This window comes from Peribacillus cavernae, assembly GCF_003989135.1.
In the GTDB taxonomy this organism is placed as follows: Bacteria; Bacillota; Bacilli; order Bacillales; family DSM-1321; genus Peribacillus; species Peribacillus cavernae.
Window position 1 is genome coordinate 375,395 of sequence record NZ_RYZZ01000007.1, and the last position, 21,057, is coordinate 396,451.

Annotated in this window: 20 protein-coding genes; 14 read left to right on the forward strand and 6 right to left on the reverse strand. The window is 42.1% G+C overall.

Annotated elements, in window-relative coordinates:
- Positions 1-110: 110 nt before the first annotated feature.
- Positions 111-1,253, reverse strand: coding sequence for an aminotransferase A (locus ELQ35_RS07930; protein WP_126864280.1), 1,143 nt, complete (start codon positions 1,251-1,253; stop codon positions 111-113).
- Between the two features lie 182 nt (positions 1,254-1,435).
- On the opposite strand from ELQ35_RS07930, the gene corA reads away from it, so the two are divergent.
- From corA to ELQ35_RS07945, 3 genes are all read left to right on the forward strand, one after another.
- A complete protein-coding gene (gene corA / locus ELQ35_RS07935; RefSeq protein WP_126864281.1) occupies positions 1,436-2,416 on the forward strand; it encodes a magnesium/cobalt transporter CorA in 981 nt (326 codons plus the stop codon).
- Positions 2,417-2,627: 211 nt separating this feature from the next.
- A complete protein-coding gene (locus ELQ35_RS07940) occupies positions 2,628-3,935 on the forward strand; it encodes an ATP-binding protein (RefSeq protein ID WP_126864282.1) in 1,308 nt (435 codons plus the stop codon).
- A gap of 139 nt (positions 3,936-4,074) precedes the next feature.
- Positions 4,075-4,980: a chemotaxis protein gene (locus ELQ35_RS07945; protein WP_126864283.1), complete on the forward strand. Its 906-nt coding sequence runs from the start codon at positions 4,075-4,077 to the stop codon at positions 4,978-4,980.
- Between the two features lie 91 nt (positions 4,981-5,071).
- Here ELQ35_RS07945 and ELQ35_RS07950 read toward each other — a convergent pair whose 3' ends face one another.
- Positions 5,072-5,581 (reverse strand): YkyB family protein, encoded by a 510-nt coding sequence (locus tag ELQ35_RS07950; protein WP_126864284.1) that lies wholly within the window; start codon positions 5,579-5,581, stop codon positions 5,072-5,074.
- Between the two features lie 230 nt (positions 5,582-5,811).
- The gene (locus ELQ35_RS07955; protein WP_126864285.1) at positions 5,812-6,672 is read right to left on the reverse strand and encodes a metallophosphoesterase; all 861 of its coding nucleotides are present in this window, start codon (positions 6,670-6,672) and stop codon (positions 5,812-5,814) included.
- A gap of 164 nt (positions 6,673-6,836) precedes the next feature.
- Between ELQ35_RS07955 and ELQ35_RS07960 the strand changes: the two genes are divergently transcribed.
- Positions 6,837-8,693: an SLC13 family permease gene (locus ELQ35_RS07960; RefSeq protein WP_126864286.1), complete on the forward strand. Its 1,857-nt coding sequence runs from the start codon at positions 6,837-6,839 to the stop codon at positions 8,691-8,693.
- A gap of 560 nt (positions 8,694-9,253) precedes the next feature.
- Here the strand turns inward: ELQ35_RS07960 and ELQ35_RS07970 are convergent.
- Together ELQ35_RS07970 and ELQ35_RS07975 are read right to left on the reverse strand one after the other, a co-directional pair.
- Positions 9,254-9,493 carry a glutaredoxin family protein gene (locus tag ELQ35_RS07970; RefSeq protein ID WP_126864287.1) on the reverse strand — a complete coding sequence of 80 codons (240 nt, stop codon included), beginning with the start codon at positions 9,491-9,493 and terminating at the stop codon, positions 9,254-9,256.
- Positions 9,494-9,576: 83 nt separating this feature from the next.
- A complete protein-coding gene (locus ELQ35_RS07975; protein ID WP_126864288.1) occupies positions 9,577-10,533 on the reverse strand; it encodes an MBL fold metallo-hydrolase in 957 nt (318 codons plus the stop codon).
- A 186-nt stretch (positions 10,534-10,719) separates the two neighbouring features.
- Here ELQ35_RS07975 and ELQ35_RS07980 point away from each other — a divergent pair, with 186 nt between their 5' ends.
- The 10 genes from ELQ35_RS07980 to ELQ35_RS08020 all read left to right on the forward strand — a co-directional run bounded on the left by ELQ35_RS07980 (position 10,720) and on the right by ELQ35_RS08020 (position 19,263).
- Positions 10,720-10,959 (forward strand): DUF1797 family protein, encoded by a 240-nt coding sequence (locus ELQ35_RS07980; protein ID WP_126864289.1) that lies wholly within the window; start codon positions 10,720-10,722, stop codon positions 10,957-10,959.
- A 542-nt stretch (positions 10,960-11,501) separates the two neighbouring features.
- Positions 11,502-11,654: a hypothetical protein gene (locus ELQ35_RS22555; RefSeq protein WP_185861716.1), complete on the forward strand. Its 153-nt coding sequence runs from the start codon at positions 11,502-11,504 to the stop codon at positions 11,652-11,654.
- Positions 11,655-11,797: 143 nt separating this feature from the next.
- Positions 11,798-12,238, forward strand: coding sequence for a cyclic-di-AMP-binding protein CbpB (gene cbpB, locus ELQ35_RS07985; RefSeq protein ID WP_126864290.1), 441 nt, complete (start codon positions 11,798-11,800; stop codon positions 12,236-12,238).
- Positions 12,239-12,325: 87 nt separating this feature from the next.
- The gene (locus tag ELQ35_RS07990) at positions 12,326-13,834 is read left to right on the forward strand and encodes an MDR family MFS transporter (protein ID WP_126864291.1); all 1,509 of its coding nucleotides are present in this window, start codon (positions 12,326-12,328) and stop codon (positions 13,832-13,834) included.
- 187 nt (positions 13,835-14,021) lie between these two features.
- Positions 14,022-14,900 carry a transcriptional regulator CcpC gene (locus ELQ35_RS07995; RefSeq protein ID WP_126864292.1) on the forward strand — a complete coding sequence of 293 codons (879 nt, stop codon included), beginning with the start codon at positions 14,022-14,024 and terminating at the stop codon, positions 14,898-14,900.
- Positions 14,901-15,008: 108 nt separating this feature from the next.
- A complete protein-coding gene (dapD, locus tag ELQ35_RS08000) occupies positions 15,009-15,719 on the forward strand; it encodes a 2,3,4,5-tetrahydropyridine-2,6-dicarboxylate N-acetyltransferase (protein WP_126864293.1) in 711 nt (236 codons plus the stop codon).
- Positions 15,720-15,913: 194 nt separating this feature from the next.
- Entirely contained in the window at positions 15,914-17,059 is a 1,146-nt protein-coding gene (locus ELQ35_RS08005; RefSeq protein ID WP_126864294.1) for an N-acetyldiaminopimelate deacetylase, read from the forward strand.
- Between the two features lie 300 nt (positions 17,060-17,359).
- Positions 17,360-17,902 carry a peroxiredoxin gene (locus tag ELQ35_RS08010; protein WP_126864295.1) on the forward strand — a complete coding sequence of 181 codons (543 nt, stop codon included), beginning with the start codon at positions 17,360-17,362 and terminating at the stop codon, positions 17,900-17,902.
- Positions 17,903-18,014: 112 nt separating this feature from the next.
- The gene (locus tag ELQ35_RS08015) at positions 18,015-18,470 is read left to right on the forward strand and encodes a TlpA family protein disulfide reductase (RefSeq protein WP_126864296.1); all 456 of its coding nucleotides are present in this window, start codon (positions 18,015-18,017) and stop codon (positions 18,468-18,470) included.
- A gap of 130 nt (positions 18,471-18,600) precedes the next feature.
- Positions 18,601-19,263, forward strand: a complete 663-nt coding sequence (locus ELQ35_RS08020) for a potassium channel family protein (RefSeq protein WP_281278116.1) — start codon at positions 18,601-18,603, stop codon at positions 19,261-19,263.
- 124 nt (positions 19,264-19,387) lie between these two features.
- Here ELQ35_RS08020 and rnjA read toward each other — a convergent pair whose 3' ends face one another.
- A complete protein-coding gene (gene rnjA / locus ELQ35_RS08025) occupies positions 19,388-21,055 on the reverse strand; it encodes a ribonuclease J1 (RefSeq protein ID WP_126864298.1) in 1,668 nt (555 codons plus the stop codon).
- Between the last annotated feature and the right edge of the window lie 2 nt (positions 21,056-21,057).

Consider the following 21,057-nt stretch of genomic DNA (forward strand, 5'->3'; position numbering starts at 1 on the left):
ATTTGTACGTAAAAAACGCCTGGATAATTATCCAGGCGTTTTTCAGTGTTCTAGAAAATCCGTTGCTTTAAGAGACGGTCCTTTTAAAGGGACGCTTGCGCTTTTCTAAATTACACTAAAAAAGCTTCGATCCGGTCCATCGCGGTTTTCAGTGTATCCATAGAGTAAGCATAAGAAATCCGGAAGTATCCTTCGCCAAGCGGTGAAAACGCATCGCCGGGCACGACGGCAACCTTTGCTTTTTCGACGAGCTCCAGGCAGAATTGCAGCGAGCTGTTAAAGCCATCCGGAAGTTTTACGAAGAAATAAAAGGCCCCGTCCGGTTTAACGACCTGTACGTTCATTTCAGTCAATCTTTGGAATACGTATTCCCGTCTCTTTATATACTCTTCTTTCATACCTATCGCATCATCGAACCCCGTTGTCAAGGCGGCAAGCGCTGCTTTCTGGGACACTGAGGCAGCACATGTTACGTTATACTGGTGGACTTTAAGGATATGTTTGCAAATTGCCGCCGGGGCCAAAATAAACCCAATTCTCCAGCCAGTCATCGAATGGGATTTCGAGAGCCCGTTAATCACGATCGTCTGCTCCCTGATATAAGAAGCAATCGAGGTATGTTTTTGGTCGTATACCAATTCACTGTAAATTTCATCGGCGAGAACAAATATATCCTTATCCTTAATCAATTCAGCGATAGCTTTGAGTTCTTCCGCCGACAGGGTCACACCAGTCGGATTCGAAGGGTAGGGCAGCACAATGCATCTTGTTTTTTCTGTTATGTATCGTTTGAGAATGTCAGCGGTAAGCTTGAATCCGCTGCCGGTTGTGTCCGCGAATACAGGTTTCGCACCGCATAGCTTGATGATCGGTTCGTAACCGGGATACACAGGTCCCGGGAGAATGACTTCTGCATCAGCCGTTAAAATCGTGCGAAAGATAATATCAATCGCTTCACTGGCTCCGGCGGTGACGATAATTTCATCTCCAGCATTGTAACTGAGACGATACTTTTTGCTGAAATAACGCGACGCTGCTTCTCTAAGCTCGATAAAGCCGGCATTGTGCGTATAGACGGTAAAGTTTTCATCGATCGCTCGTTTGGCGGCTATTTTTATATGATCGGGTGTGGGAAAATCAGGTTGGCCAATTGTCAAGGAAATCACATCTTCTATGTGGGCAACCATATTGTAAAATTTTCTGATTCCTGATATTTCAATGTCTTTAACACGTGGATTGAGCAAATGTTCCATTCCTTCTTCCTCCTTCTTTCTTTCGTCTATTTTACACTACATCAGAAGTCCATGAAAAAAATAACCATGAAATTCCCTCTCAAATTAGAGTGTTATTTTCATTGCCTGCCATTAGCGGGTATAATGTCATAATAGAGCAAAGGAACGTGTAAAAAGAATATCAATCAGCGGGGTAATTAATCGTGATAAGGACATGTGTCATAAACAATCAGGGAGAAATTTTTTATAATGTGCCCTTAGAAGATCTAAGGCAGGAAGATGTCAAGTGGTTTTGGACAGATTTTTACCAGCCTGATCCCGATGAGGTTAGGTTGTTGTCAAGTTTTTTTGAATTTCATCCGCTTGCCATTGAGGACTGTATGGATGATTTCAATCAACGTCCGAAAATCGATTTTTATAAAAATTATCAATTTTTGGTCGTGCACGCGCTTCAGCAGGGAAAACACCAGGCAGTGGAGCTTGATATGTTCGTGAATGAAGAGTTTATCGTGACCTTTCATAAACAGCCGTTAACAGAACTTGAAAATACATGGGAGCGAATAGAACAGCTAGCTTCCTCTATTAAAGGGCCTTTTTTCTTAATGCATACACTAATTGACAAAATGGTCGATGAATATTTTCCGCTTATTTATCAAATAGAAGGCGAATTGAACACAATTGAAGATAATACAAAGGATGAATCGATTGGCCAACTGATGGATCGGCTTTTTGATTTAAGGGCGGAGCTATCGAAAATGCGTCGGACCATCCTGCCGATGAGGGATTTGTTATATCGGATGATTAATTCTGAGAGGCTCGGGCAGTTAATGGAGCAGCATCTTTATTTCAATGATGTGCATGATCATTTATTAAAGCTCGTGGAAATGATCGAATCCTATCGCGACTTTTCTTCAGATATCAGGGACAGCTATTTATCGCTGAATTCGAATAATATGAACACAATCATGATGACGTTGACAGTGATCACGACCATATTCATGCCGCTTACTTTTGTGGCCGGAGTATACGGGATGAACTTTGAAAATATGCCAGAGCTTCATTGGAAATATGGCTATTATGGGGTTCTCTCAGTAATGCTAGGAATCGGAGTTTGCATGTTCCTTTATTTTGTCAAAAAAGGCTGGCTCCGTATGGGGAAGGGAAGACGGAAAAATAGGAGGTAAATCGAAAGGGCTTTCGGAGTTTATCGAAAAGTCTCTGGCGCTGGTACATTAGTTGTCAGAAAGTAAAGAAGAGCTCGGAAGTAAAACGGGATTTTTTTGTAAAGAACTCCGGTTTTCTGGTTAAACATTAAGTTTTTTACAGTTTCATCAATATTTTGTGATAAAGGAGTTGTATAATTATCTTAAATATCATTTTTTGAGGAATGGTAAAATGTTAAATTTGGAGAATTTATTCCTGCATTTTTTAATCATTATAATGCCGGTATTCCTTTATCACGGCTTCTTTGGGAAATTGAATCATTTCCCGAATAACCGGCAAAATCAATTTCATAGGTTTTTGCTTCTGGCTGTTGCTGCAATCCTGAGCATGACTTTCCCAGTTGCGAGTGTGGATGGAGTCTCGTATGATTTTCGTTCTTTAGTGATTATATTTGCTTTTTTGTATTGTGGAAGGAACTATGCTTTTCTGCTGGTACTGCTGACTTGTACCGTCCGTTTGTTGTTGGGGGGGAAGGTCTTGCAGCTTTCCTTAATTATCGTGCCTTTTTACTATATGCTTCCGTTCCTCCTTTCCTACTTTTGGAGCAGCTTTTCAAAAAAGAAAAAATACTTCTCTGCCATTCTGATCGGCTCGGTTTCCATGGCATTCTTTTATCTAGTCACCTTTATTTTCAATTTTAACAGAGATAATGGCACAGTCTTACCTGAACCTCCGTTTTCAAATCTTCTGATCGGCGTGCTTTGTTACATAGTGATTTTGTTGGTTATGATTTTTTATGAAGAATATATGGTAGAGAATACATTAATGAGGATTCAAATCGAAAATTCGGAAAAGATGAACGTTGTCAGTGAATTAGCTGCTAGTGTGGCCCATGAGGTCCGAAACCCGTTAACTGTCGTACGGGGATTTATTCAACTGATTGAAAAAGACGATAAATCGACGACGAGCAAGGAATATATGCAGCTCGTTTTATCAGAATTATCAAGGGCAGAGGCAATCATCTCTGATTATTTAAATCTGGCGAGACAAAATACCGAGAAGAGGGAGACCTTTTTGGTTTCAAATCTCATGAAAGATGTAATGAACGTGATGAAATCATTTTCCAATATGAATAGTGTCGATCTTACTTATTCCATCGTGCGGGAATGTGAACTGAACGGGGATGTAAGCAAGCTGAAACAGGTTTTCTATAATCTAATAAAAAATGCAGTAGAATCGATAGATCATTCGAACGGATTGGTGATGATCATCGTCTCGCAGACCAGGGGTAACGCCTTGATTGAAATAGCCGACAACGGGATAGGAATGGACACGCAACAGCTTGACAGGATTGGAGAGCCTTTTTATACACAAAAGGAAACGGGGACGGGTTTAGGGGTAATGGTTACGAGATCAATCATCCAAAGTCACCATGGGAGCATTGAATATGAAAGTGAGCCTGGAAAGGGAACAAAGGTACTCATCACTTTCCCGCTTCATAGAACTGAAACGAACGAGACAGCAGGCTCATTAAATTAGAGCCTGTTTATTCATTTAGTATAAAAAAATCCTGTAAATTGCCGAAAAATACTATAGGGATATTTATTCTGATAAAAAAATGAAATCCCTGAAAAAAGGACATCGATCCAAGTATGCAAGGCAGAGGAAGGCGTATAAAATGGAGAATACTAGAGAGATATTGCTTGAAAGCGGCACAAATGAATTAGAAATTGTTGAGTTTGCAATTGGAGCTAACAAATTTGGTATTAATGTCATAAAGGTCAAGGAAATCATCAATCCAGTACCGGTGACTTTAGTGCCGCACGCCCATCATACGATCGAAGGTATTATTGAATTACGGGGAGAAGTATTGCCGGTAGTCAACATGGCAGAAGCCCTCAAATTCCCTCCTTCTGAAAATCCTTCAGAGGACAAGTTCATCGTTACGGAATTTAACAAACAAAAAGTTGTCTTCCATGTCCATTATGTAACCCAGATACGACGGATTTCCTGGAGCCAGATCGAAAAACCCTCGGGAATGTATCAAGGAATCGATAACCAGATCATTGGTGTGATAAAATGGGATGGCGAAATGATTTTGTTGTTGGATTTCGAAAAAATGATTGTTGAAATCAATCCCGAATCGGGGATCAATATTCAGCAGGTAAAGAAACTGGGGAAGCGTGAACGTTCAAATAAACGCATTGTAGTTGCTGAAGATTCACCGCTTTTAAGAAAGCTGTTGCACGATACACTGGAAGAAGCCGGCTTTCAGAACCTTGAATTCTTCGAAAATGGCCGGGACACCTTGCAGTATTTGGAAGGTCTGCTTGCTATCGGGAAAGATATTGCCTCAGAGGTTCAGCTGGTCATCACGGATGTGGAAATGCCGCAAATGGATGGCCATTATCTTACTCGGAAAGTTAAGGCACATGCAGGCCTGGGAAGACTGCCAGTGATTATCTTCTCTTCTTTAATTACCGAGGATCTCCGCCATAAGGGACAGGTTGTTGGAGCAGATGCACAGGTCAGCAAACCTGAGATTGCTGATTTGATCAAGGAAATCGACCGATATATCCTATAAACCAAAGAACTGGCTCTCAAGCAGCTGATGCTAAGAGAACCAGTTTTTTGAAATCTGTTATATTTTTTGACCGATAATAATGCTCTTCGTGTTAATATTTGAAGCCTTTACCCAGGAAAGTAGAGGGGAAAGGATTTTGGATAGTATGTTTCTGACGTGTACCGTACGCATGGTTTTTCTTTAGTGCAGGAGTCCTGTCCCCTTTTAAATCATCCGCTTTTCCTACGTATTCCTGCAGGATTTGTTTAGCTTTGGATAATGATAATGCTGCTTTTGGATTTCGAACCTGTGCTGTGCGGCTTCCTAAGTGAGGCAAAGTCTTTAAGTCATCCCTGGTTGGAGGCAAATGAAAAATAAAATCACCGCATTGAATAATGACATCTGACTGCTGGGCCGAAAATCTGGGGTTGTCGGAAAAATGTAACCCTTTTTTTTGGGCTTTGCCTTCCTTGAGCATTTTGTCCAGGGAGATCCGCTTTAAATTGTAGAGGTATTTTGGTTCCGGGGCAGTTTTTGCATGTTTATTGACAATGAAGATCGCCTGTGCAAGAAAATTTACGGAATATTTCCCGCTGGAACTTTGCCCTTCTGTTTGACGCATATGGTAACTCCTTTCGTAAATTTGTTCGTCTCTTCATATTATACCATTTTTTCATCTTTTTAAAGCAATAGGGAAAGTGCCGTCCTGCCTTCATCAAATTGCGCCCGCCTTAGTAAGGTAAATAATGAAAGAAGTTTTTTCCTTTCCTCGCTAATGCTATAATTTAAGAAGAAGCAGAAACGACTTTAAAGGTATGAAAATTCCGCGATAAAAAATTCAGCAGCAGTTTTTCACAGTGAATGTAACTCATAGACGGTGATTTCAGGCCTGGATAAAAAACGATAAGGAAGGCGGGTCGTACCCAATCCCCTGTTTACATGCAGTTTTAATTTACCTATTTCGAAAGTTCCTTCTTTGTATTTTTCTGCAAAGGGCGGTGTTATTAGGGCGCCGGCAAACGGTATCTGTACTTGGCCGCCATGGCTGTGTCCGCTAAGCTGCAGATGAATTTCATACTTCGTTGACGTATCTGCAAGATCGGGAGCATGCGAAAGCAGGATGGTATAGGTTTTTTTCGGAATATCCTTAAGGGTTGATTCAAAGTCGTAATGGCCCAGCATCGGGTCATCAATGCCTGCCACGTATATGCTCTCTCCATTTAATAAAGAGATGTTGGCATTTGAATTGCGCAGTACCTGAAAGTCGGCTTTTTGCATGATGCTGCTGTAAATTTCCGAACCGTAACCTCCATGGTCATGGTTGCCATAAATGCAGAACTTTCCGAGAGGGGCCTGCAGCTGTTTCATGACAGGGATAATTTCTTTTTGAAAGCGATATTGATTGGGTTCGTCCATCAGGTCTCCGGTAAAAAAAATAACATCAGGGTTCAGTGCATTGATTTTTCTTGTTACATACTCCAAGTCTGATAATTGGAATTGGAATCCAAGGTGGGTATCGCTGAACTGAACGATTCTGAGCCCGTTGAATCCTTTCGGAATTAAGGGGTTACTGATGGAAATAGTAGCAATATCGAGCCATTTTGGTTCAATTTCGTGGCAATAATACCGGCTGCCAAAGCTGATGCCGGATACAGCAAGGATTGCTCCGAAAGCTCTTTTTATAAACGCTCTGCGTGATATATTTTTTTCCAAGATTATCAACCTATCTAAAAAAATGTTACTTCCTCATACTAACAAACAATATACATAAAAAGAAGAATATATTATACTTTTCTTCATTACTTTTATTAGACAGGGATATTAAAATATAGAGACAAAATATCCTATGAGATTGAACATCTACCTGGGGGTACAGAATGACGCAGTCAATGCTTTTTACATTTATCATCATTGTCGTGACAACGGCAATGTTTATACAGGGTAAATTCAGGTCTGATTTTATTGCCCTGACTGCCTTAATGGCACTGGCTATAACGGGGATACTCACTGTGGATGAGGCCCTTTCAGGCTTTTCCAATCCAATCGTAATCATGATTGCCGGATTGTATGTTGTAAGCGCCGGGATATTCAATAGCGGACTCGCCGAAAGGCTTGGCAGTTATTTTCTCGGCTTAAGCGGCGGAAGTGAGCGCAAGCTTTTCGTTATTGTCATGCTTACAGCCGGTTTGTTCAGCGGGTTTCTCAGCGGAACGGGGACTGTTGCCTTGCTGCTTCCTTTAGTGACGAGCATGGCTCTTAAACAGAGGACGAGCCCATCGAGGTTTCTGCTTCCGCTCGCCTATGCGAGCAGTCTTGGCGGAGTGCTTACTTTGGTATCTACATCACCAAACATGATCGTCAACGATGTTTTAGGAAGGAATGGGTTTGACAGCTTTGATGTTTTCGATTTTACACCGATTGGTCTCGTTGTCCTTGCAGCCGGACTTCTATTTATGCTGACGGCTGGCAGGAAACTGCTTCCGAATGAAACTGTGGCCGCTAATAAGGGCGGAAAAGATATATCTGCTTCAGAGCTGGCCGGTATGTATAAAGTGTATGACCGCTTATGCTATCTTCATATTCCTGCGGATTCGGATATAGTCGGGGAAAGACTTTCCGACCTTATTCTGCCGGTAAAATATGAAATCACGGTCATCGAAATCACCAGGAAGATGAAAGATATACAAATTCCGCTGTTGCAAAAAAACCAGCCCTTCTCAGTCAATGCTGATGAAGTTCTCCATCCAGACGATTTCATTCTCGTTTTCGGTGAGGACGCATCGGTAAAACGGCTGGCTCAGGATTACGAACTGGAGCTGAAAAGGTTTAATGCTGAGGCGATTAAAAAACATTTCGTTGGCAGCAAATTTGGCCTGACGGAAATTCTCATTGTCCCCCATTCAGACTATGAAAACCAGACGCTCAGGGATGTTCATTTCCGTGAGAAATACCAGTGCAGCGTGCTCGCAATCAATCGCAAAGGGGAATATATTCAGGCAGATGTGGGTACAGAACAGCTGAAACCGGGAGATGCCCTTTTAATTCATGGGGAATGGGACAATATTAACCGAATTTCTGCAGACCTGCAGGATGTCATTGTCATCGGCAGTGAACCAGAAGAAAAAGATCAATCTTATCCACTGGGGAAAGCACTGATTGCAGGCGGTATTATGGCTTTTATGCTTATAATGCTTGCTATCGATGTCATGCCTCCGGTAATTTCCGTATTAACCGCAGCTTTCCTGATGGTCGTAACCGGCTGTATCAGGTCCATTGAAGAGGCCTACCAACACATAAACTGGGAATCCGTTTTCCTGCTCGCTGCCATGATGGCAATGGCCGCTGCCCTTGAAAAGACTGGGGGAGCCATGCTTATTAGCAACGGTCTTAACAATATTCTTGGAGGGTTGGGACCATATGCGATGCTCGCGGGATTTTACTTGCTGACCATGATACTGAGCCAATTCATTTCCAATGCCGCTTCTGCCGTCCTGATAGCACCGATTGCATTCTTAAGTGCGGTTACATTGCATTATAGTCCCTATCCGTTTTTATTATGTGTCGCTATTGCTGCATCCATGGCATTCTCGACACCAGGTGCCTCACCTACTAATGCACTAGTTATGACAGCCGGGGAATATAAGTATAAGGATTTTGCACTGATTGGGGTTTTATTGCAAATATTAATCGGCATACTTATGATTTTTGCCATTCCGCTGTTTTTCCCGTTTTAAAATTTGCTTAAAAGGCATAAAAACATTCTGCTTGAGTTACTCTAAGCAAAAAAGAGCTTGGAGGAATTGAACTTGAGCATGTTTATCTGGATATTAACAGTCCTTGTTATAGGAGTCATTCTTGTTTCTCTGATATACACAGTTAGCGTTGGAAGAACACAAAAGGCGTTGAAGGGTGAGTATGATACACAGATTAATGAAAACGTTCAAAATCATCCTTATTTACGAAACCCCATTTTCCTGGCCATTGCTATCTTTTTTATATTTGTTTTGGGATACATTTTATATTGGTCATTAAAATAGCCGCCGTTTTTTTGCGAGGTTCCGAATCAGGAATCTCTTTTTTTTATATAAGACGAAACCAGCCGATGTTTTATATGAGAGTGAGAGAGCAAAGGGCGAAACTGTCCAAAATTAAGGGTCGGAAACGTCCGGCTTGTCTGCTGCAGTTACTATGACATCCACTGATGCAATACATCCCACTCGCAGTTTGATTATTGCCGGGCATTTCCGAAGAAAAAAGAGGCCTTCTATTGATCAATAGAAGGCCTCTTTTTTATTTAGCCGCTAATTTGTAGCTTCTTTTTCAATTTTTCCTGATCGAAACCGATGATAGCTTCGCCGTCGATTACTACGGTCGGAGTTGAGTATGAACCGAACTGATTCGTTAACTCGTGGCGGGCTTGTTTGTCGGCCTTGATATCCTTCTCAGTAAAATTCAAATTGTATTCCTGCAAGAACATTTTCACGATTTTGCAGGGAGGGCAGTCGGGTTGTGTATATACGGTAATATTGTGCATACGGACCTCCAGATTGATTCATCATTTCCCATTCATTATAAACCAAAATGTCATTTTGATAGGTGAATCCGCTTATAAATCGATTATTTCTGATCCTGTTTCATTAGATAATCAATCAACCCCATTGAGCAAACGCGTATATCAAGAGTTAAAATTTCATAAACAGGGTGGTTATCGGGAACCCCCTTCTGCGTCAAATAATCCTGGATTGGCTTAAACAGGGCTGAGGAAAGAGCAGAAAGTTTCTCGTCAAATTCCGTGTGGGATGCATGGGCATATTTGGCGGTTTCTATAAAAATAGGCAGCCAGTATTTTAAGTGTTTATATACCTGTTTTGGATGATGCGAAACACCAAAATGGCCAAAATAAATCTTTTCGACTCCCAGGTTTTCGTAAAATTCTGCAGCCGCAATCATTGCCTCTGGATTAAATTGATTCGGAGAAGTGGTAGGCAGATAGAATTCAATCCCATTCTGATCCAATTCCCGATAATATATGCCGACTGTATCACCTGAAAACATTCCGTTCGAGGCGTGATCGTGAATGCTTAGGTGATGGTTAGCGTGGCCGGGTGTATCGTAAAAGGTAAGTGTTGATTCCTTTGAAATGGAGAGTGTCTCCAGATGTTCCTTTATGATGATCCTCTCAGCAGGAATGGGAATGATCGGATCGAACAGCGCCTCAAAATCATCACCGTAAACGGCCTTCGCTCCCGCAATAAGTCTGGATGGATCCGTAAGATGACGGGCCCCTTTTTTATGTACAATTACTTTGGCATTTGGGCATTTTTGCAGAAACAGACCTGCCCCGCCTGCGTGGTCTAGGTGGATATGTGTTAAAATAATGTACTTAATATCTTCCGGTTGAATTCCAGCTTCAGACAGTCCCTCAAGCACATATGGAACCGAAGGGCTTGCTGATGTTTCGACTATCGTTAGCTCTTTCTCCTTTATTACATAAGTTCCTGTCCGAAGTTTTCGATTTAAATCATTTCCGTCTATTAGCAAAATTCTTTCGTCAATTTCGTTGATTTTCCCCAAAAAACTACACCCCCGCTTAGCTTCATTTCGTGTACAAATTATAATCAATATTTTATTCTGTAATCATTGCTGTGTAAAGGAAACGAGTTAAATTATTCTGAATTTAATTCGATATGGTTATTGGATAGAAATATATGATATAGTGAAACCTATCGAATAAGGTTTTAATTAGAAAGGAGAGGTAGTGTGTCTCAGTTACAAGGCATCCTTACCAGATTGAAAAATCTTCAAGAACAATCAAAAGAAACTGAATCAGCCCAGCGTTTTTTTGAAATAGATGGAATGAAGAAATGCCAGGTTACATACTTTAGCAAAACAGAAATGTTCGAATTGGAAGTATTCAATGAAAAAACCAAATCTTCTAAATATCAATTCGATAATGTCGATATGATTTCAATTGAAATCTTTGATCTGCTTCAATCCTAATAAGAAAAGCGGAAGCGCCCTTCTAAAGGAACGTCGACTAATAGCCGCCACGTCCTGTGGCGAACGTCGACGTCAGCGCATCCTGCGGCAAGTCCGACAAGCATAAGACAGATCCCGAAAGAAGGCGCTCTTTGCCTTCTGTAGGGAGATGGCTTATGACTCGAGGGGCTAGGCGCTGGAGCTGAACAATAAGAAAAGCGGAAGCGCCTTGTAAAAAGGAACGTCTAGACATTTTCAGAGTTAAAAAGGTTATACTTCTTTCAAAAAAGCCGTCCGCCATTAATTGGTTGGACGGTTTTTTCACTGAATGGGAAGGGCGATGGAAATGCCGAACTTTTTTTGAGCGTTTTGCTTTTCGCTTGAAAGACTATACTTTTCGCTTAATTACCGATTTTTTCGCTTGATTCCGGGTACTTTTCGCTTGATTATCGATTTTTTCGCTTAATTCCAGGATATTTTCGCTTGCAATACCGTGCTTTTCGCTCATGGTTGTCGGTATGAAATGGTGACACATACATACCCTATGCATGGAGGGATGTATAATGAATATGGAAACACCTGTTGTGATATGTCCTAAATGCAAAGCTGAACATGAATTGAACTCAGTGCTTACATCACAATCAAATCAAAATGTTATATACGATTGCCCCGATTGCGGTTTTGAGCAAAGAAATATTGAAACAAGTAAGGGATGAGCACGAATCTGTATCTGCTTCGGATGCTTATCGACATTTAATTTTTGTTTCCCATATGTTATCCCAAACAAGAAAGTTTTCCCTTCCTGTGATAAACTAGAAGGGTACAAAAATATGCGTAACATATGGTAAGGGGTTTTGAAATGATCGGTATACAAGATGGGGACCTGCTTGAGGCATGCGTGAAGGATCTTATAATACCATCGGAAAGAGTTGCACACGTGCAGGTTGCCAACAATTTAGAGCACGCGCTTCTGGTTTTGACAAAGAGCGGTTACACCGCGATTCCTGTACTGGATCCGATGTATAAACTTCATGGATTGATCAGTACACCGGTAATCCTTGATTCTATTTTAGGATTACAGAGAATAGAATTCGAAGAACTTGAAAATAAAAAGGTTTCTGAGATTATGAATATAAATATCCCGAGGCTCCATACAGAAGATAAAATGAAAAAGGGACTTGAACTCTTGATTGATCATCCGTTTGTCTGTGTGGAAAACGAAGAGGGCGTTTTTGAAGGCATCTTGACCAGAAGAGCCATCCTGAAAAGAGTATACAGCACAGAAGGAAAAGTGAAATAAAGCAGTATGATCTGATAATTTTACGTTTTACCATAAGCCTCCGTTTCGGAGGCTGGTTTATTTTTTAGCGAAAAGCGGGGAGTGTGGATGGGACAAGCGACTGGTGAATACATAGATGAAAGCAGAAAATCGAAGCGCCCTTTTATCCTGGCGGCAATTATGCTGGCGATGTTTATGGGTGCGATAGAAGGAACGATTGTTTCAACGGCCATGCCCGCAATTGTAAGTGAATTGGGGGGCTTTTCCCTCTACAGCTGGGTGTTTTCAGGCTATTTATTAATGAATGCAGTTACGGTTTTGATTTATGGGAAACTGTCGGACATATTTGGCAGGAAGCCGATTTTAATATTCGGAATTATCATATTTTTAATAGGATCGGTCCTGTGCGGCTTTGCCGGCTCAATGAAGGAGCTTATCATTTACCGCTTTATTCAGGGATTCGGTGCCGGGGCTGTGGCTCCGGTCGCTTCAACGATTGTCGGCGATATTTATGAGGAGCATGAACGGGGGCCGGTGCAGGGTTATTTGTCTAGCGTGTGGGGGATTTCTGCGGTAATGGGACCGGTCCTCGGCGGCATTCTCGTGCAGTCCATTTCCTGGCGGCTTGTATTCTGGATCAACATCCCCCTTGGGCTGCTGTCGATGGCAGGACTGTGGTTTTTTCTCCACGAAAATATTGAAAAGAAAAAACGGGATATAGATTATCAAGGTGCTGTGCTGCTGACGCTTGCGATCTCTTCCATCATGCTTATCCTCGTCGAAGGCGGGGTCCACCTGCCGTGGACATCTGTGCAAATTATCGGGATGGCATTGTTTGCGGCATTGGCGTTAATCCTTTTCGTAAGGCAAGAAAAGAAAACGATTGAACCAATGATGCCTTTTGAAATTTGGAAGGATCGGTCGATATTGATTGCAAACATCGTTTCATTGACGACAGGCGTTATGATTATTGGGATTTCTAGCTTTCTGCCAACCTTCGTCCAGGGAGTGATGGGAAGGTCTCCGACTGTTGCGGGTTTCACATTGACGGCAATGTCTATCGGCTGGCCGATCGCTTCTACAATTGCGGGGCGTCTGTTAATGAAAATCGGTTTTAAAGCCACTTCTGTTTTGGGTGGATTCTCCCTAATTGTCGGCAGCCTTGTGCTGGTGTTTATGCCACAGGATGCAGGTCCCTTTGCTGCAGGGTTAGGTTCGTTTTTTGTTGGTGTTGGAATGGGACTTACCTCTACGTCGTTCATTGTGCTGATCCAAAATACAGTAAGCTGGGAGCGAAGAGGTATCGCCACAGCATCCAATATGTTCATGAGAAACCTAGGGACTACCGTAGGGGCTGCCCTTCTTGGCGGAATCATGAATATGGGGCTTCAGGGCTACCTGGATAAACATAATAACTCTGGGGAAAGGCTAACCATTGATTCAGCCAATCAATTATTAAACAGTGAAGAACGGGCCAAGCTGCCGGACAAGGCGGTAGAGGTTCTGCAGGAAGGACTTACCCAGTCGCTGAATAATATTTATTTGATCATTCTTCTTTTTGCTATTGTAAGCTTGTTGCTGTTGTTCTTTCTTCCGAAAAAGGATAAGACGGCTTGATTAGCCGCTAATGGATAAAAAAGCGGATGTTTTCTTTCACTGCCCGGTAGTGCAGCTGAAGGATTAACACAACGGTGACGGTGTGCAAAATATATTTTAACTGTTTCATACGAACAAATTGTTGATAATTAAATTAGTAAATAATTAATTTTTATGATAAGAAATAATTATCAAGGCAGTGATGTATATGTCGTTTTCCGAATATCAGCTTTTATCAGTGCTCGCCCAGGAAATGAATATGAGAAAGGCAGCAGAAAGGCTGTTTGTTTCACAGCCAGCCCTGTCACAAAGGCTGCAATCGATTGAAAAGGAATGGGGGACCAAGCTGTTCCTCCGTTCGCAAAAAGGGCTTTCTCTGACCTCGGCGGGAGAAGCGGTGATACGCTTTGCCAATGAAATGATCCAGAAGGAAGAAAAGGTAAGAGAAAGCATCCGGGCGATGGAGCATGAAGTATATGGAACACTGAAGATTGCCTGCGCTTCAATCGTAGGACAGAACTGGCTGCCGCAGGTATTGAAAAAGTTCGTGCAAAAATATCCTTATGCGAAAATCTCCCTGATAACAGGCTGGAGCAGTGAGATTTTGAAGTCGCTTTATGATGGCCAGGTCCATATCGGAATCATCAGAGGTACGCCTGACTGGAAAGGGGTTAAGAAGCATCTGTTTAAAGATACACTTTATCTTGTCGATACAGAAATGGACCAGTTAGCACAGGTATTGGAAACAGACCGACCGTTTATCCAGTTTAAGAGCGACTCCAACTATTATCAGGAAATTCAGGATTGGTGGTTCCGCCAGTTTCAGACCTCGCCAAAGAATACGATTGTCGTCGATCAGATTGAAACCTGCAAGCAGATGGTATTCAACGGAATCGGCTATGCTATTTTACCGGCGATCACGCTCCATGACAAAGATCAGAATATCTTTAAGATTCCCTTGCATGATGGACAGAACCATTCCCTCGAAAGGGATACATGGCTGTGCGGCTATGAATCTTCTTTTCAATTAAAGCAGGTACAAGCGTTCACCGAGGTGGTTCAGGAACATATCCATAAGAAGGGATAAATCACTATTAGAAATTTTGCAGGAAGAAAAAGCGATTCTCACTTGATTTTACATCCTTTAGTCTGGTAACTTAAAGAATAGCAATTATACATAGCAGGGGGAATATTCATGAAAATGATGGATGCAAATGAGATCATCTCATTTATTCAGAACAGTAAAAAGTCTACACCGGTAAAGGTTTATCTGAAAGGCCAGCTTGAAGGAATCAACTTTGGCGAAAATGCAAAAACCTTCTTTACCGGCAATACCGGAGTGGTGTTTGGTGAATGGGCTGAAATCAGCGAGGCACTCACTGCCAACGAATCAAGCATTGAAGAGTATGTCGTAGAAAACGATCGCAGAAATTCCGCGATTCCATTGCTTGACTTAAAAGGGATAAAAGCGAGAATTGAGCCGGGTGCGATAATCCGTGATCAAGTGGATATCGGTGAAAATGCCGTTATTATGATGGGGGCCTCTATCAATATTGGTGCTGTTATCGGTGAAGGTACAATGATCGACATGAACGCGGTTCTGGGCGGAAGAGCGACAGTAGGCAAGAACTGCCATATTGGGGCCGGAGCAGTCCTGGCAGGCGTAATTGAGCCGCCATCCGCTAAACCTGTCATCGTTGAAGATGAAGTATTGGTCGGCGCAAATGCCGTTGTCCTTGAAGGAGTAACGATCGGTAAAGGGGCAGTGGTGGCAGCTGGGGCAATCGTAATTGAAGATGTGCCGCCGTACACTGTGGTAGCGGGTACACCTGCAAGAGTAATTAAAGAAATCGATGAGAAAACCAAATCGAAAACAGAAATTAAACAGGAGCTTCGCCAGTTATAAGAAAAATGCACGCGCCTTGTTTTAAGGAACGTTGACGTCAACACGTGTTATCCATGTGCGTCGGAGCTAGACATTTTTCAAAAAATAACTGATTCGTAGTATACGTAAGGATAAGGAAATAGGAAATACATTTTGATAATCTTTGGACAAGGCGTGGATTCGTATCCACGCCTTATCTATAGGAGGAACAAAAAATGGCAAAGGTTTATCCTTTCTCAAGCATAAGACGGGAATTACATGAAATTCCTGAACCTGGTTTTAAGGAATTTAAAACACAGAAATATATTTTAGATTACTTAAACCGTTTTCCGGGTAAGCGTCTGGAAATTAAGACATGGAAGACGGGGATTTTCGTAAGAATTCCTGGGGAAAATCCAACAATAACGATTGGATATCGCACGGATATTGATGGTCTTCCTATACAAGAAGAAACTGGGCTGCCGTTTACATCAAAGCATAAGCCGTTTATGCATGCGTGTGGCCATGATTTTCACATGAGCATAGCTCTCGGGGTATTGACCCATTTTATTGATCATCCTATCGACGACCACTTGTTATTTATTTTCCAACCAGCTGAAGAAGGGCCCGGGGGAGCGGAGCCGATGCTCAAAACCGATATTATGAAAGAATGGAAGCCCGATATCATCACAGCCCTGCATATAGCTCCCGAGTATCCTGTCGGCACGATAGCGCTTAAAGAAGGATTGCTGTTTGCTAACACTTCGGAGCTGTTCATTGATTTAAAAGGGAAAGGCGGACATGCGGCATATCCGCATGAAACGAACGACATGGTTGTTGCAGCCTGTTCCCTCGTAAGCCAGTTGCAGACGGTCGTTTCGCGCAATATAAACCCTCTCGACTCAGGCGTGATAACAATTGGGAAAATCACCGGTGGCACAGTACAAAATATCATTGCGGAAACGGCCAGACTAGAAGGGACGATCCGTACTTTATCGGTTTCTTCCATGGAAAAGGTAAAGCAGCGGATCGAACAGCTCGTGGAGGGAATCAGGGCCGGATATCAATGTGAGGCTGTAATCGATTACGGCAGCATGTATCATGAAGTTTATAACGAACAGAAGCTGACACGCGAATTCATGGATTATGCCGCAGCCAAACCTGGTGTAACCGTCCATGAATGCACCGAGGCAATGACTGGGGAAGACTTTGGTTATATGCTGAAAGAAATACCCGGTTTTATGTTCTGGCTGGGAGTGAATTCAGAGCATGGCCTGCATCATTCAATGCTATCCCCGGACGAAAAGGCCATCGAAGTGGCCATTTCCCTTATAACGGACTATTTTACATTCAAAAGCTCATCAACTGACCTTTCCCTATAGAAAAAGTGCGAAATTACAGGCATTTTGTTTTATTCAGTCGAAAATTAGTGATAGACTTTCAATGTAACAGGTAAGATAAATCAGTATTATTTAATACTTTTTCTGATTAGGGAATACAGGAAAAGGGAAAACTATTAAAGCCAGGCCACCTAATTAATAATAAGTCTTTTATTACATTAATTTTAATTAAAAGTTGACTTAAATGGCAGTCGTGTCTATAATAGAAATTGCATTGAAAAAATAATTGAGAATATAGTATATGAATTCTCAATTAAATTATTTATTTGGAGGGATCACATCATGCCAGAACGTATGGTAGGGAAACAAGCACCTCGTTTTGAATTAGAGGCTGTAATGGCCAACAAAGAGTTTGGCAAAGTTAGCTTAGAAGAAAATATGAAAAACGATAAATGGACCGTATTATTCTTCTATCCAATGGATTTCACATTTGTATGTCCAACAGAAATTATTGCATTGAGCGACCGTTATGATGAATTTGAAGATCTTGATGCAGAAGTAATCGGTGTTTCAACCGATACTATTCATACACACTTAGCTTGGATCAACACGGACCGCAAGGATAATGGCCTTGGGGATCTTAAATATCCGCTAGCTGCAGATCACAACCACGCAATTTCCCGTGAATACGGCGTGTTAATTGAAGAAGAAGGCGTTGCGCTTCGCGGTTTATTCATCATCAGTCCAGAAGGTGAATTACAATATTCTGTTGTTAACCATAACAACATCGGCCGTGATGTAGACGAAACTCTTCGCGTGCTTCAAGCTCTTCAAACTGGAGGACTTTGCCCTGCAAACTGGAGACCTGGACAAGCTACTCTTTAATCTGCAGGTAAGATGAAGCGTATAAAAGGCCTAACTCCGTGTTAGGCCTTTTTTAGCTAATAACTGATGGAAAATCTAAAAAACTCAGGGAAACACTTTGGAGGTGCCCGTTTTGAAATTACGTGAATTAATGCCGGAATTAACTGGTGCAACTGCTTGGCTAAACGGAGAAGTGACAAAAGACGAATTGGTCGGCGAAAAGCCTACGCTAATTCATTTCTGGTCCGTAAGCTGCCATTTATGTAAAGAAGCGATGCCACAAGTCAACGAGTTCAGGGATACTTACAAAGATAAATTGAACGTTGTTGCTGTTCATATGCCGCGTTCTGAAGACGATTTGAACCTGGATGATATCAAACAGGTTGCTGAAGAACATGGAATTTCTCAGCCGATTTTCGTCGACAGCGAGTTAAAGTTAAACGATGCATTCCAAAACCAATACGTACCAGCTTATTTTGTATTTGATAAAGAAGGAAAGCTTCGACATTCGCAAGCTGGCGGCAGTGGCATGAAAATGCTTGAAAAGCGGGTAAACCGCGTACTGGACGAAAATGAAAAAGCGGAATAATTTAAGGAGCTGATGAATTTTTCATCAGCTCCTTTTTCGTAAGTCTTTAAAGTAATGAATAACACTGAAAGTGGAGTCAGTTTATGATAAAATATGAACATATTTTAAGTAGACGCATTTTGGGGGAATCATAGTGAAAAAAGAATTTGCCGTTATTGGATTGGGCCGTTTCGGAGGGAGCATTTGCAGGACCCTTGCTGAAGAGGGAATGGAAGTTCTGGCAATCGATATGGATGAAGACAGGGTAAATGAATTTGCCATGATTGCCTCACATGCAGTAGTGGGCGATACGACGGATGAGACCGTTCTAAGAAGTCTTGGAATCCGCAATTTTGATCACGTCATTGTCGCAATTGGTGAGAATATTCAAGCAAGCATCTTAACCACACTCATGTTGAAGGAATTAGGTGTTGATAATATTACTGTGAAAGCGCAAAATGATTATCACGAAAAAGTGCTTCGAAAAATCGGTGCTGATCATGTCGTCCACCCTGAGCGGGATATGGGGCGGCGTATTGCCCATAATATCGTCTCCAATAATGTCCTGGATTATCTAGAGCTTTCAGATGAGCATTCGATTGTGGAAATTGTCGCAAGCGATAAAATGGATGGGCGCTCCATCATCGACATGGATGTGCGTGCCCGTTATGGCATTAACATTGTCGCAATCAAAAGCGGAAATGAAATCATCGTATCCCCGCAGGCCAATGACTTAATCAAAAAAGGCGACATCTTAATCGTGATCGGGGCAGATACTGATATTAACCGCTTTGAGAAAAAAGTTCTGCAATAAAGAAAAGCGGAAGCGCCTTGGAAAAAGGAACGTCGACTATTGGCTTTAAATATAAAAAAGCTAGGATTAATATAAAATATTAATCCTAGCTTTTTTGATGTTGTGTATTGGTGTTTCCGCTTTTCTATACTTCCATGATAATGGGAAGGATCATCGGACGGCGTTTTGTTTTTTCGTAAAGGAAAGGTGCCAGTGTATCTGTAATTTCGTTTTTGATTTCGGACCACTGTGTAGTTTTTCTTTCCATCACTTTATTCAAGTGTTTTGTAATCAATCCTTGAGCATCATTGATAAGGTCTCCAGACTCTCTCATATACACAAAACCGCGCGAGATTAGATCAGGACCTGCAGAAATCTTGAATTCCTTCATATTGATGCTGACAACGACAACAACAAGTCCTTCTTCGGAAAGAATCCGGCGGTCGCGCAAAACGATATTCCCGATATCGCCAATCCCGCTGCCGTCAATATAAACGGAGCCTGAAGGGATTTTTCCGGCTACCTGGGCAGAGTCTTCGCTGAGGGCAAGAACCTCTCCATTATCCATGATGAAGCAGTTTTCTTCTGGGACTCCGGTAGCGATGGCATGCTTTGTATGTGTTTTCTGCATCCGGTATTCACCGTGGATCGGCATGAAGAATTTTGGCTTGATCAAGCGAAGCATCAGCTTTTGCTCTTCCTGTCCGCCATGTCCGGAAGTATGGATGTTGCTTAATGGACCAGAGATGACTTCTGCACCGGCACGGTACAGCATATTTATCGATCTGGATACGCTGATCGTATTCCCCGGAATTGGCGATGATGAGAAGACAACCGTGTCTCCAGGAATGATCTGGATTTGTCTGTGTGTGCCATTAGCAATCCTAGAGAGAGCTGCCATTGGTTCACCTTGGCTGCCTGTGCATAGAATCGTGACCCTACCCGCAGGCAGGCGGTTGATTTGCTGTGCATCGATGAAAGTGTCCTTTGGGGCACTGATGTATCCTAAATCGATACCAATATTGATTGCAGCTTCCATGCTTCGGCCAAAAACAGCTACTTTGCGCCCGTTCAGGACCGCTGCTTCGACGACCTGCTGAAGCCTATGGATGTTTGATGCAAAAGTCGCAAAGATGATTCTTCCATCAACCTTGCCAAAAATGTCATCAATGGTTTCACCTACACGCCTTTCTGACATTGTAAAATGCGGGACTTCACTGTTTGTGCTATCGGACAGAAGACAAAGCACACCTTCTTTGCCGATTTCCGCCATTTTCGTTAGGTTAGCCGGTTCACCGACAGGAGTGAAGTCGAATTTGAAATCCCCCGTATGGACAATTTGGCCAGGAGGTGTTTTTACAACAATTCCATATGAATCCGGAATACTATGGGTTGTCCTGAAAAAGGAAACCGAAGTTTTTCGGAATTTGATCACATCATCTTCCTGAATTTCGATCATTTTCGTTTGGCGAAGAAGGCCATGCTCTTCCAGTTTGTTTCTTAATAGACCCAAAGCAAGTTTCCCGCCGTAAACAGGGATGTTCACTTCTCTCAAAAGGTAGGGAATTCCGCCGATATGGTCTTCATGGCCGTGGGTAATGAACAAGCCTTTGATTTTTTCGACATTTTTTGCTAAATAACTGTAATCCGGGATGACATAATCGATGCCGAGAAGCTCGTCCTCAGGAAATTTAATGCCCGCATCGATGACAATGATTTCATCCTGGAATTGTACAGCGTAGGTATTTTTTCCGATTTCGCCTAGACCGCCCAAAGCGAAAACGGCTGTTTGATCGTTTTTGACAAATTTCATAT